The organism is Mycoplana dimorpha (assembly GCF_003046475.1).
Taxonomy (GTDB): Bacteria; Pseudomonadota; Alphaproteobacteria; order Rhizobiales; family Rhizobiaceae; genus Mycoplana; species Mycoplana dimorpha.
Genome location: NZ_PZZZ01000010.1, coordinates 15,982 through 28,360, shown reverse-complemented (window position 1 = coordinate 28,360; position 12,379 = coordinate 15,982). Strand labels below are relative to the sequence as shown.

At 58.8% G+C, this 12,379-nt stretch carries 10 protein-coding genes and 2 pseudogenes; 7 read left to right on the top strand and 5 right to left on the bottom strand.

Going from position 1 to position 12,379, the window contains the following annotated elements:
• The first annotated feature begins 11 nt into the window (after nt 1-11).
• The 3 genes from C7449_RS19745 to C7449_RS19735 are packed head-to-tail and all read left to right on the top strand — an operon-like array spanning nt 12 to nt 3,067.
• Complete coding sequence (locus C7449_RS19745) at nt 12-1,562, top strand: methyl-accepting chemotaxis protein (RefSeq protein ID WP_245414459.1); 1,551 nt, start codon at nt 12-14, stop codon at nt 1,560-1,562.
• Nucleotides 1,559-2,641 (top strand): OmpA family protein, encoded by a 1,083-nt coding sequence (locus C7449_RS19740; protein WP_108004629.1) that lies wholly within the window; start codon nt 1,559-1,561, stop codon nt 2,639-2,641. The genes C7449_RS19745 and C7449_RS19740 overlap by 4 nt, the downstream gene beginning before the upstream one ends.
• Before the next feature lie 27 nt (nt 2,642-2,668).
• Entirely contained in the window at nt 2,669-3,067 is a 399-nt protein-coding gene (locus C7449_RS19735) for a hypothetical protein (RefSeq protein ID WP_146165109.1), read from the top strand.
• 428 nt (nt 3,068-3,495) lie between these two features.
• Here the strand turns inward: C7449_RS19735 and C7449_RS19730 are convergent, their stop codons facing one another.
• The 4 genes and pseudogenes from C7449_RS19730 to C7449_RS22215 form a co-directional block, all read right to left on the bottom strand.
• Entirely contained in the window at nt 3,496-3,738 is a 243-nt protein-coding gene (locus tag C7449_RS19730) for a DUF5334 family protein (protein ID WP_245414463.1), read from the bottom strand.
• Nucleotides 3,739-3,773: 35 nt separating this feature from the next.
• Nucleotides 3,774-3,938 (bottom strand): YHYH domain-containing protein, encoded by a 165-nt coding sequence (locus C7449_RS22425; protein WP_108004727.1) that lies wholly within the window; start codon nt 3,936-3,938, stop codon nt 3,774-3,776.
• Nucleotides 3,939-4,705: 767 nt separating this feature from the next.
• The gene (locus C7449_RS19715; protein WP_108004625.1) at nt 4,706-5,002 is read right to left on the bottom strand and encodes a MucR family transcriptional regulator; all 297 of its coding nucleotides are present in this window, start codon (nt 5,000-5,002) and stop codon (nt 4,706-4,708) included.
• 201 nt (nt 5,003-5,203) lie between these two features.
• A pseudogene (locus C7449_RS22215) lies at nt 5,204-5,521 on the bottom strand (hypothetical protein); the annotation flags it as partial.
• Between the two features lie 137 nt (nt 5,522-5,658).
• On the opposite strand from C7449_RS22215, the gene C7449_RS19710 reads away from it, so the two are divergent.
• From C7449_RS19710 to C7449_RS19700, 3 genes and pseudogenes are all read left to right on the top strand, one after another.
• On the top strand, nt 5,659-6,318 hold the full coding sequence (locus C7449_RS19710; RefSeq protein ID WP_108004624.1) for an ABC transporter ATP-binding protein: 660 nt from the start codon (nt 5,659-5,661) through the stop codon (nt 6,316-6,318).
• Nucleotides 6,315-8,724, top strand: a pseudogene (locus tag C7449_RS19705) (ABC transporter permease). The gene C7449_RS19710 and the pseudogene C7449_RS19705 overlap by 4 nt, the downstream one beginning before the upstream one ends.
• Nucleotides 8,714-9,781, top strand: a complete 1,068-nt coding sequence (locus C7449_RS19700) for a lipocalin-like domain-containing protein (RefSeq protein WP_108004623.1) — start codon at nt 8,714-8,716, stop codon at nt 9,779-9,781. The pseudogene C7449_RS19705 and the gene C7449_RS19700 overlap by 11 nt, the downstream one beginning before the upstream one ends.
• 72 nt (nt 9,782-9,853) lie before the next feature.
• Here C7449_RS19700 and C7449_RS19695 read toward each other — a convergent pair whose 3' ends face one another.
• Nucleotides 9,854-11,254, bottom strand: coding sequence for an aminotransferase-like domain-containing protein (locus C7449_RS19695; protein ID WP_374828324.1), 1,401 nt, complete (start codon nt 11,252-11,254; stop codon nt 9,854-9,856).
• A gap of 108 nt (nt 11,255-11,362) precedes the next feature.
• On the opposite strand from C7449_RS19695, the gene C7449_RS19690 reads away from it, so the two are divergent.
• A complete protein-coding gene (locus C7449_RS19690) occupies nt 11,363-12,226 on the top strand; it encodes a DMT family transporter (protein ID WP_108004622.1) in 864 nt (287 codons plus the stop codon).
• The last annotated feature ends 153 nt before the right edge of the window (nt 12,227-12,379 follow it).

Genomic DNA, 12,379 nt, shown 5'->3' with positions numbered 1-12,379 from the left:
TGCAGTCTGGCATGGATATCAGGCGTTTCGTCAGGAACAATGGCCCCATCGTAGTGTTCGCATCGATGACTTTCATCGGCTCCTTGATCATTTGGTTCGGCAAGCTTTACGGGGTCGACACCGTGACCATTACGCTGATTCCGTTGGCGATGATGGCGATCTATTTCACCATATCGTTCATCGCCGCGGGTCTCAGCCTCCATAATGAGCAGGCTGGTGATAACCTCTACTACATGGGGTTTCTGTTCACCCTCACTAGCCTTGGCGTGTCCCTCTACCAGTTCACCGGCCAGGCCTCGATAGAGGACGTGGTCAGAAACTTCGGCGTCGCTATTTCCTCGACGATCGCCGGCATCTCGCTTCGCATTCTCTTCAATCAGATGCGTCGAGATCCGACCGACATCGAAAGGACGGTCCGGTACGACCTCGCGGAGATGACCCGACGCGTACGTACCGAACTCGACACCTCCGCAATGGAGTTTTCGAGCTATCGCCGTACCAGTCATCAGATGCTTGTCGAGGGCTTCGAAGAGATCGCCCGCCAGGCGGAGAAAAGCGGTGAAGCTGTCCGCACATCCATCGAAGCCATGGCCCTGCAGGCGACGAGATCCATTCAGGACGCCTCCGACAAGCTGACGTCGACCTTGGACAGCACGCATCAGCAGATCATCGACTACGCTGCCCGCAACGCCGAGACGGTGGCGCAGATGAGCGAGAAGCTTCAAAGCTCGGTAGTCAAGATCGAAGAACGAACGAACAAACTGGCAGATGCGGTCGACGGCGTGATCGAGAGGTTCAAGGCTTCCAGATCGCCGGACGAGATCCTCAAGATCGAAGTCACCCCGGTCGTAGAATCGCTGCAGGCCATCGTGGTGGAACATACGAAGGCCATCGACGAGAACGCTATCGCGACAAGAGAAACCGTCAAGAAAGTCCTTGCGGCCATCAGCCCGTTCAAACAGACGAACACCACGCTCGGCGCACTGGCGGCAAAGTTGGAAGCGGCCAACGCCGCCTCCGAGCAGTCGACGCAGACCATCGCGGCCATGCTCCAACGATGGGAGGCCATCGCGTCTGCGACCGAAACCGGTAACGTCGCGGTTTCCGAACTCATCGGACGCGTCGAAGGGGTTATCACAGAAACGAAGTCCGCGACCAACGCGCATCTCAAGAATGCGGAAAAGCTCGACGAGGTGATCTCGTCGGTAAAGGCGAATACGGCCAGCATGAAGACCGTCGCAGAGAACCTGTCGACAGTCTCCACTACGTCAAACGCGCATACGAAGCGTCTCAATGAAATGATGGCGGTCGTCGAACGAGCAGCGGAATCCGCGGATAAGGCCGCCGCAGCCGTTGACTCGATGTCCATCCGTTTGTTGGAAGAGCGGTCTCAAATCATCTTAGGTGCCTTGTCCGGCGTGCCGGCGGGTGAATTCTCGTCGCTTTCGACAACTTCTAACTCCGAGGCCGACCCTGCAAGCACGAACGGTGCCAAGGCGGAAGCCGTCGAGCGGTCCTCTGAAGACGACAAGCCGAAGAAGAGCGGCTGGTTCAGCCGATGAGCACGGCCGAGACTGCGACAAAGGTCGAGACTAAAGGCTACAACAGAGGCCTCATACTCGGTTTCACCATGGCGGAATCCATGCTGCTTTTGGTGTTTTGCCTCTTGCTCATGACCGGAGCCATCATCGCCAACGAACGGTTGAAGGCGAACAACGCAGTCAAAGAGGTGGCGCGACTGGAGGATACTCTCAAGAAGAAGGAAAAAGACCTTAAGGTTCTGGAGACCAAGTTGACCGCCCTTTCAGGACAGATATCTCTCGTAGATAAGCGCAAGCTGGAGGAAGACTGGCGAGAACTGGTGGAGGCCCGTGAGGCGGTCAAGGCACTGAAGGAACAGGGAGTCGAAAGGGACAAAATCGATGAGCTCGCCAAAGGCGTTGCCGTATTGATGCAGAAGTCGATCGACGTGTCGGATCCTGAGAGGCTCAAGGAGAGGATTGACGCTCTGTTGGCGGCCGAGAACGCCCTTAACGATCAGCGTCGGCTAGAGGAGGAACTGAAGGCCGCTCTCGCCCGCGGGAAAGACCTCGAAGTCCTCCTGGCAAATGCCGAAAGCGAACTCGAGAAGACACAGCAGACCTCGAAGCCGCATGAATGGCCGCCTATCATCAGCCTGAGCGAGGCCAGCGGCTATTTCTTCCGGTCGGGAAGCGCAGAACTGACCGAGAAATTTACCTCCGACTTGAACGGCTCGATATCGGCGCAGATCGCGGACAATCTCAAACGTTATGGCGTCGACATCGTCGAGGTGATCGGCCATACCGACGAACAGCCGCTGTCGCGGCTCAACTCGAACATGGACAAGCTCGCCATCGAGGTTCTTGCCCTGAAGAAACCTGTCACCGCGATGGGGCCGGCCGACAACGCTGGTCTGGGACTTGCTAGGGCGATTTCCGTAGCGAACGTCCTTCGCGGCAACGGTGCGCTTGAGGGCGTAACGATCCTCCCGCTATCCGCGGCCCAGCTCGTAATGCCTGGGGATAAGTTAACCACCGGGCAAGCGGGTAATGTCGAAACCCGACGGCGGATTGAGATTAGGATCAGAAGAAGAGACAATTCCGTACTCGCTAGCGAATAGCCCATCTCCACTCTAAGGATGCAGTTCGTGCAAGTGACCAAAGGAACAGCTGTCCGCATTATCGATGCGCTTGCTCTCGCCATAGACAAGAAACGGGCGTCAGCGAAAACTTTTGACGGGAGACCTGCTGATCCCGGCAGGTTCGGCAACTGGCAGGATGCCAAATACTCCACAACGCAAGACACGCCTCGCACGAGAGCGTTGCTCTTAGCTTATGCGATGTTCTCAGGCGGAAAGCTGCCCAAGGAAGGCATTCGGATCGACGATCATTGGTTCCATCCGGACATATGGGTGATGAAAGCAATGCTCAACAAAGGCTACATGATCGAAAACGCCCAGGGTTCACATTTCGAGCTAACGGAGACCGGGTGGTCATTCATTGCGGAGACAGTCGAGGGATTGGCGTCACACGCCAATTTTCGTTGAATCTTTTTTTACAGCGGCGCATGCAAGGCGAGCATGCCCAGGCTGGCGGAGAAAACCCGCGCTGGCCATGCCTAGATCATCGACAACGTCGGCTCTTACGGCCATAATGTGGTGAAGATCGTACTACCAAGAACCGGCGCTGTGAGCCTTGATCGCAGATGGACGCCATTTCCCGACCCGCCAATCTCGTCCTAGACAACCAAGTAGTTGCGGAGGGCCTCACGAAGCCACGACTCGCCGATTATGCGCTCACGTCCATTGGCGTGCTGGTCCTTCGCGCCCCTTCTTTCGCTAGGTGTAGACAGCGGGAGGGAAGCAATTCGGCGACCTTACCCGTTCAGACTGGCGAGTTGAACCTGGCCGCGCATCTCGCCGCGGCCACATGAAGGAGTGCCGCTGATGACCTCAGCGACACCACATCGTGCGGTTTAGTCTTCCATTTCAAGCACGCGATATTCACCGTTACTGTGGTCGTAGATCTCGACCTCAACCGCGCCCCCGAACTCGCGGATCGACTGAACTTCTACCTCTCGATACTCACCAGCCTCAACATCGTAGATCTCGATGTCCCGACCGGATCGCACCAAGTTCCCCTTGCCAATTTCGACGGAGCCACCTGTCGCTGTGTCAATCCCGTCCCACGCAAAGGCCGGTGCGAAGCAAGTGAGCATAAGAGAGGCGGTCAAAAGAGACCGCATAGATGCTCTTAATGGCAATGATAGGTCCCATTTGAGTGGTTCGTGTGACAGCCGTTGCTGTCGGTGCCCCCGCTATGCGCCCAAGCAGATGACGCAATCGATGAAGCAACTGCAAGCGCCAGAATAACTTTTCTCAAGATGTCCTCCTTCAAGAATGCAACCGCAATGTGCATCATGCGCAATCGTTGTCAATGTCCTTAGGCCGATTGTCCGCTTGGGCGGCGGCTCACCTGTCGACTTTGAGGATGGGATTACTATCTAAACGGTGCATGAGAGATTCTGTCCTATCCAAGAACTGCGTGCATAGAGGCTCAATCCAAAATCGCGAGCGGCCAGCCAGTCAGCTGGGGCCGCCGCCCCGCTATCCCACGTCAGCAGCAATGCTCTTCTGCAGGCTTGCGGTTGTCGCCTTGAGGACGGTTCGCATGGGGACCTGATGCCGAGTCCGTTGAAGAACACCTGAGTGCGCGTTCGACGGTCACCAGGGCCGCGATCAGCGCGGTTACTGCCCTCGCCCAATGCCTGTAGACTGCGGCTCGACCACCGCCTGGACAGCGGCAGTGCAAAAAGCGGCTCCATCGCCGTTGCCACCCACACGAAGCATCTCGATTGCCGCGAGGAACGAAGGCGGGCGAGATAGCCGCCGTTGCTTCCATAGATCAAACAGGAGAACGGCCAGGACTATACTTGCGCATCGTTTTTGATAACTCGCCGAAAGGAGCGTGCGCCTGCCGACGATGCGCAGCACCGCCGGAGCGAGCCGTTGTGGATCGGCTATCTGTTCGGCTCGGAACGCGGCGGCCGTTCAGAATCGTCGGCTGGTCGCGACGGAATAACCCAGCCCGGCTTGTCTATCATTTCCTCGCGTTCCTAGATGGCGACCTCAGGTGCAAAGGTACCAAAGGGGCGCACGGCTTACAACAACCCCCTGTCCATTGCTTTACTTGTTTGCGTTCGCTTTCCTCTTGGTCTTCTGTGCTCGTCGTTGGCCAAGGCCTATCTGCTTCGCCAAGGAAGAGCGAGCTTCCGCGTAGTTTGGCGCGACCATGGGGTGGTCCGGAGGGAGTTTCCACTTCGTCCGATAATCTTCAGGCGCAAGCCCGTGTTGAGATTGCAGGTGCCGCATTAGCGACTTGAAGGGCTTGCCAAGGCAGATAACGGCGTCAGGCGAAACCGACTTTCTGAGCGATACCGCAGGCTTTTGAACTTCCTCCACCACCGTAGTCGTTTGGGCCACGGTTGACGCTCACGTGCTCCCCTGATTGTCCGCGTTTATAAGTTAGCTCTGTCCGGGTTTTGGTCCTGTCGGGACCTGGTTTCAAACTCATAAGGGGTCAAGCCGTCGGCGTCCCGCTCTCCCAGCCCTTTGAAGGAAGCATGCCGGAGATTTACATTGTGCGTCCATGCGCGCTGCACTCGATTCTGGGGAGGCCCGGTTTCACGACGTACACTCCCATCCGCCTCTCACACCGCCCCTTGACGGCCATCTCGCCGAGCCCGAGGCTTGATGAGGCGAATTCGGAGCACTCCAGCAACCTACGAGCTCCACGTCGAGCATTTCGGATGCTGACGGAGTTCGTTTGCCACTTTTCAACGACCGCGTCAGCTTTGCCTTGTAAGCGGCTCGCCGTCTGTTGTCGGCAGCGGTTGCAACATCATCCTCCCGCCATTCATCGCCCCAGGTCGAGGAGTTCCTCGACCTGCCGCGGATCGAAAACGTGGAAGGTAATTTCCTTGCGCGCCCACGCAGTCTCACAACGTCAACGATCCGGTTGACCTGCACCATGGCTCGAAAACAACGTAACGCGTCGGAAACATCCAAACGCCCCCCCGGTTAAGGCTGTCAATTGGATTGCGGCGCACCACAGGTGGAGTTCGCAGATTGGGACCTTCATGATCCTTTCCCTTTCAGACATCAAAAAATCCTACCAGACGGCCGAAGGCCGAACCCCTGTACTCGGGGGAGTGAGCTTCGTGTTGGCCAGGGGCGAGAGCCTTGCGCTCACAGGGGAGTCCGGGAGCGGGAAAAGCACTGTCCTCCACTTGGCCGGCGGATTGGACAAGCCGGATAGCGGCACCATTCTGGTGAACGGGCGAGACATCACCAAACTCGACGACGTTGGCCGCGCGGACTTCCGACGGACCGACGTCGGAGTGATCTTCCAGCAATTCAATCTCATTCCCAGTCTCGACGTAAGAGCGAACGTCTCGTTCCATGCGAAACTGGCCCGGCGTTTCGATCCGCTTTGGGAAGGTGAACTTGTCGAAGCGCTCGGCATCGACCAATTGCTTCGGCGCTATCCTGAGCAGCTCTCGGGCGGACAACAGCAACGGGTGGCGATCGGACGGACATTGGCGGCGAGGCCGCCCCTCGTGCTCGCAGACGAGCCGACGGGTAATCTCGATGAGCGCACGGCTGACACCGTCCTCGACATCATGTTGCGGCTGACGAAATCGGCAGGCATCGCTCTTCTTCTGGTCACCCATTCCCGTCGACTAGCCGACAGGCTGGACCGCCGGATTACGTTGACGAGCGGGAAGATCGCCGCATGAGCTGGGTCGCTTTCGGGGCGCTGCTTTCCCACTGGCGTTACAAACCGCTTCAGTTGGCAACGCTGATTGTCGGGGTGGCACTTGCAACGGCCTTGTGGTCCGGGGTCCAGGCGATCAATGCCGAAGCGAGAGCGAGCTACGGACGCGCGGCGGCCGTGCTGGAGCAAAACCAACTCGAACAACTGGTTGCCAAGGATGGCGGGCGAATATCGTCGCAGACATATACCAAGCTGCGCCGGGCGGGCTGGAACGTGTCGCCTGTCATCGAAGGCGACCACAGGTTTGGGCAGACCCGCGTCAGGCTAATCGGCATCGATCCGTTGAGCATGCCATCCGAGGCGCAGGCGGTGTCGGTTTCGAGCGCGTCCGACCTTGTCGATTTCGTTGGTGGTCCAGGGCAGTTGATAGTGTCTGCGGCAACCGCAGCCCGTCTCAAGGACACCACGAGCATTCCGGTCAGGATAGCCGCCGATCTTCCGGAGGGCGCGGCGTTCATAGACATTGGGGTCGCGGACCGCCTGCTGAACCGCAACGGCGAACTGAGCAGGATCGTCGTCGCGCGGTCGCAGAGGCCAGGTCTTGAACCCATCGAGGCGATTGCGCCCGAACTTGCGCTTAAAGATGCCGGGGAACAACCCAATGTCGCTCGGCTCACCGACAGTTTCCACCTCAACCTTACCGCCTTCGGCTTCCTTGCCTTTGTTGTCGGCCTCTTCATCGTCTACTCGGCCACCGGCCTTTCCTTCGAGCAGCGTCGCGGCACTTTCCGTACCTTCAGGTCGCTCGGGGTTTCTCTTCATGCGCTGACGGCAATGCTGCTTGTCGAGACGATATTTTTTGCTCTTCTCTCGGGGGCAATCGGCGTGGTTCTCGGCTACTTCGTGGCGTCAGCTCTTCTGCCTGGTGTCGCCGCAACACTGCGTGGTCTCTACGGCGCAAGTGTACCAGGGGCGCTCTCTCTTAGGCCGGAGTGGTGGCTGGCAGGTCTGGCGATCGCGTTGATTGGCACGGTGTTGTCTTCCGCTCAACATCTCTGGAGAGTCTGGAAGATGCCCATACTAGCGGCGGCGCAGCATAGGGCGTGGGCAATGGCCTCGCTGAAAGGCCTAATCGGTCAGGCAAGCATTGGTGCCATACTGCTGCTGACATCCGGTCTGCTGATCGTAGTTGGTAAAGGTCTCTATGCTGGTTTCGCTGTTTTGGCCACTCTGCTGATGGGCACGGCGCTGATCCTCCCACCGATGCTGGCGGCCGTAATGATCATGGGGCAGAAAGCGTCAAAACATGTTCTTATCCACTGGTTCTGGGCCGACACCCGTCAGCAATTGCCAGGCCTTTCCCTTGCGCTCATGGCACTGTTGCTTGCCCTGTCGGCCAACATCGGCGTCGGCACGATGGTGTCCAGTTTCCGTCAAACATTCCTCGGCTGGCTCGATCAGCGCCTGGCCGCAGAGGTCTATGTGACGGCGCGAGATGAGTTTGAAGCCGGAACGGCTACGGCAATGGTTTCCGGGCCACGTGACGGCTACCCTGCCGATCTGGAGTACCGAAGGCGAGGTGTTCGGCCAGCAGATGCAGATTTATGGCGTTGCCGACGATGCAACCTATCGCGATCACTGGCCGCTGATCCTTGGGTCGCCAACGACATGGGATGCGGTTGCCAGCGGTCGCGGCGCGTTGATCAACGAGCAGCTTTGGCGGGCGGGCAAAGTGGCGCTCGGGGGGCAAATTGAACTACCCGGCGGCTGGGAAGCCCAGGTCGTCGGTGTCTTCTCCGATTATGGCAATCCGTCAGGTCAAGTCATCATCGGTCTCGATGCTCTGGTTCGACACTACCCCGATGTTTCAAAGTTGCGCTACGGTTTGCGTATGGAACCAGAACAGGTGCCCGCCTTCAAAAGGCGTCTCGTCGAAGAGTTCGGCCTCCCTGAAGACAACATCATCGACCAGGCTTCGCTCAAGCAACAGTCCACCGCGATCTTTGAACAGACCTTTGCTGTAACGGGAACGCTCAACGTGCTCACCCTAGCCGTCGCGGGGTTTGCGATGTTCTCAAGCCTGCTGACGTTGTCGTCACTGCGTCTGCCGCAGCTTGCTCCCGTGTGGGCGATGGGGCTCCGCCGCCGCGACCTTGCGCTCGTCGAGGTCGTGCGGACGCTTGCTCTCTGGCTCGCCACCTTCATTGCATCGGTCCCGGTTGGATTGGCGCTTGCCTGGGTCCTGCTGGCGATCATCAATGTCGAGGCATTCGGATGGCGGCTGCCGCTAATCCTATTCCCAGTGGATTGGCTCAGGCTCGGCGTCGTCGCATTTGTGGCGGCCGTGATTTCGGTTGCGATCCCGATACGCCGACTGGCAAGGACCGATTCCGGCGATCTCCTGAAGGTGTTCGCAAATGAACGCTAGAACGATCCTTTTCACGATCCTGGCCGTGGCCCTGCTCTCGCCAATCGCAGTCGTTGCACAGGGCTTTGCGGGCCTTGGATCGAATGCCGAAGGTTTCGCGGTGCCCCAAAGGGGAACGAAGCTCGAGTTTCCTCGCGATCATGGACCGCACCCCGACTTTCGTATCGAGTGGTGGTATATCACCGCCAACCTGCAGACGGCTGATGGTCGACAGATGGGCGCGCAGTGGACGCTATTCCGCTCGGCGCTTGCTCCTGGGGAGCGCCAAGGCTGGTCTAGCCCGCAGGTCTGGATTGGGCATGCCGCCCTCACAACCGAAAGCCGCCACTATGTTGCCGAGCGGTTGGCCAGAGGCGGGATTGGGCAGGCAGGAGCCAACGTTGAGCCATTTAATGCATGGATCGACGATTGGCAGATGAAAGGCGGCGGCACTGCGGCGCACGATGAATTGGACAACCTCGACCTCAGCGCCAATGGTCCGGACTTCACGTATCGACTGACGCTCCGAGCCAAAGGACCGTTGGTGCTTCAGGGGGATCATGGATACTCCGTGAAATCCTCAGCAGGCCAGGCGAGCTACTATTACTCTCAGCCGTTCTACGAGGCCGCCGGCACAGTGACACTCGATGGAGTATCACATGAGGTTACCGGGAAGGCGTGGCTCGACCGGGAGTGGTCGTCGCAGCCCCTCGCATCAGACCAGACCGGCTGGGATTGGTTCTCGCTGCACCTGGCTTCCGGAGAAAAGGTCATGGCATTCCGCCTCCGCGACAAAGGACTGGGCTACACATCCGCGAACTGGATCGGGGCCGACGGGAGGACCTCGCCACTCAGGTCGGATGCGGTTTTGTTTGAACCGGTAAGGACAGCCGATGTCGGAGGTAAAGCGATCCCCGTTGAGTGGAGGCTAAAGATACCAAGCCGAGGCCTTGATATCCGGACGAAGGCGCTCAACGACCAAGCATGGATGAAGACTTCAACGCCATATTGGGAAGGGCCGATAAAGTTCGAAGGCAGCACGTCCGGGTTTGGCTACCTTGAGATGACGGGCTACTAACCAGAGGCCGGACAGGAGCTTAATGCCGCGCGCCCCCCGAGGCTTTGATTCGCGCCCAAGAGGACCCTGCCATTAAGTCGCCTGCTCGTTCAGCAGTTCACGGAGTGCGTCAAACACACGGGCGTCGATAGTCTGGGAGACGTTGAAGCGCATGAAGTTGGTGGCTGATTGCGACAGGCTGAACGCATTGCCGGGTGCCATCACAATCTTTCTCTCCAATGCGGCGCGGGCGAGGTTAGCGGCGTCGATGCCTTCCGGTAATTGACACCACAGAAACATCCCGGCCTGAGGCTCGATCCAGGGTGTCACGCCCAGATTCCTCAGTTTGGCGGAAACTTGGCTCATCGCCTGGGATAGCCGGTTCCGCGTGGACTCCAGGTGCTTTCGATAGGTTCCGTCGCTTAGGACATGAAGGACCAGTTCAGCCGTCATCCGCCCCCCGCCGAACGATGTCGCGATCTTGAGGTCGGTCAGGCCATCAAGCCATTGCGGTCTCGCGGCAACGAAGCCGCAACGTGCGGAGGCCGACAGGGTCTTTGAGAAGCTGCCGATGTGAAGCACACGGTCCAGTCCGTCGAACGCCGCAAGACGCGGGGCCGGAGCGTGTTCGAAATCGGCGAAGATGTCATCCTCGATGATCGTCAGGTCGAACTGATCCGCCACCTTGAGCAACCTGTGGGCAATGACCGGAGACAGTATCGCTCCGGTCGGGTTGTGAACACCGGAATTCGTGATGTAGAGCCGGGGTCGGTGTTCCGCGACAGTCTGAGCGAAAGCCTGCACATCCGGACCGGACGGAGTGTAAGGAACCCCAACGATCTTAGCTCTATGGGCACGCAAGATTGCGTGGAAGTTGAAATAGCAGGGATCGTCGACCAGCACCGTGTCGCCAGGCTCGAGTAGAAAGCGGCAGAGCAGATCGATGGCCTGCGTGCCCGATTCGGTGAGCATGATCTGATCGGGCGACGCCTCGATCCCCCGCTCGGCCATACGTCGGGCGATGAGCTGGCGGAGTGCAGGCAATCCAAGTGGCGAGCCATAGTCAGCCAGGGACGCACCATCGGCGCGCGACTGCGTTCGGAGCGCACGCCGAATGGCATCTTCAGGCAGCCATGACGGCGGGAGCCAGCCGCAGCCCGGCTTGAGATTGTCGTCGTTTGACTCCAGGGACTGCCTCGATACCCAGAAAGGGTCTACCGCGCGGTCGAGTTTTGGAACGACTTCGGCCAGCGTGAAAGGGGCCGCCTGATTGGCGACGTAGAACCCGGAGCCCGGTCGGGACAGAATAGCGCCTTCCGCGACGAGGCGGTCGTAGGCTTCAACCACCGTGGAGACAGACACCTTCAGCGTAGAGGCCAGGCTCCTCACGGACGGCACCTTTGCCCCGGGTGTCAGACTCCGACCTGCGACGCGTTGCCGAATGGTGTCCATCACCATCGCTACTCGGGTGCGTCCGACCACTTCGTCGTTCATCCGTATTGCCATTTCCACCAGAACAGTTTCACCAAACTGTATCAGACTGTAACTGGCGATGCCAATGGCACTCCTCGATAACACGGCACAGAGATGATGGGGTGTGTGATGGATCGTGCAACTGCCGGCTGGATCAACGGTTTTATTGGGGTCGTGATTTTCAGCGGATCGCTTCCCGCCACCCGGGTGGCTGTGATGCAGTTCGATCCGGTTTTCCTAACGGTTGCACGCGCGGCGATCGCTGGAGTTCTCGCACTCGGCCTCATGTTGTTGCTGAAGCAGAAACGGCCATCACGGAGCGAATTCGGTTCGTTGCTGATAGTGGCGGCGGGTGTCGTGATCGGATTTCCGCTTCTGACGGCCCTGGCGCTGCAGCATGTCACCGCCGCGCACTCTATCGTGTTCATCGGTCTGCTTCCGCTTGCGACGGCTATCTTCGCGGTCATCAGAGGCGGCGAACGACCAGAGCCCGCCTTCTGGCTTTTCGCCATCATCGGAAGTTCACTCGTCGCCGGGTTCGCGCTGGTGCAGGGCATCACCGCGTCGCCTGTCGGCGATCTCCTGATGCTGGCGGCCACTATCTTATGCGGCCTTGGTTATGCCGAAGGTGGCAAGCTGTCGCGGACACTCGGCGGATGGCAGGTCATCTGCTGGGCGCTGGTGCTGTCGTTGCCGCTGATGATCGTCGTCACGATCACTACAATGCCAGCGACGTTCACCGGCATCGAAACGCCTGCGCTGATAAGCCTGGCCTATGTCTCGCTGTTCAGCATGCTGATAGGCTTCGTGTTCTGGTATCGCGGCCTCTCGCAAGGCGGCATTGCCGCAGTAGGTCAGTTGCAGCTTCTCCAGCCGTTTTTCGGACTCGCTCTGGCCGCGACCCTTTTAAACGAGTCTGTCACCTGGGGCATGCTCGCCGTGACGACCGCCATCATCATGTGTGTGGCTGGGGCAAGGCGTTTTGCCCGGTAAAATGAGGAAGGGCGGTGCGTCCGCCTATCACGCGGCAATCAGCAACGGTACCAAAGTCACCGCTACAAAGGCAAGCCGGACAACACCAACTGCAACGACTGCGGTACGAGTGCTCAGGCAACAGATTTGCGTAATTCAGACTCCATGGCCGCT

What these genes read in the sequence shown, in the direction of transcription:
- C7449_RS19745 (WP_245414459.1), top strand. Translation starts at nt 12, where the DNA reads ATGGATATCAGGCGTTTCGTCAGGAACAATGGCCCCATCGTAGTGTTC.
- C7449_RS19740 (WP_108004629.1), top strand. Translation starts at nt 1,559, where the DNA reads ATGAGCACGGCCGAGACTGCGACAAAGGTCGAGACTAAAGGCTACAAC.
- C7449_RS19730 (WP_245414463.1), bottom strand. Translation starts at nt 3,738, where the DNA reads ATGCTCACTTGCTTCGCACCGGCCTTTGCGTGGGACGGGATTGACACA.
- C7449_RS22425 (WP_108004727.1), bottom strand. Translation starts at nt 3,938, where the DNA reads ATGCACATTGCGGTTGCATTCTTGAAGGAGGACATCTTGAGAAAAGTT.
- C7449_RS19710 (WP_108004624.1), top strand. Translation starts at nt 5,659, where the DNA reads ATGATCCTTTCCCTTTCAGACATCAAAAAATCCTACCAGACGGCCGAA.
- C7449_RS19700 (WP_108004623.1), top strand. Translation starts at nt 8,714, where the DNA reads ATGAACGCTAGAACGATCCTTTTCACGATCCTGGCCGTGGCCCTGCTC.
- C7449_RS19695 (WP_374828324.1), bottom strand. Translation starts at nt 11,254, where the DNA reads ATGAACGACGAAGTGGTCGGACGCACCCGAGTAGCGATGGTGATGGAC.
- C7449_RS19690 (WP_108004622.1), top strand. Translation starts at nt 11,363, where the DNA reads ATGGATCGTGCAACTGCCGGCTGGATCAACGGTTTTATTGGGGTCGTG.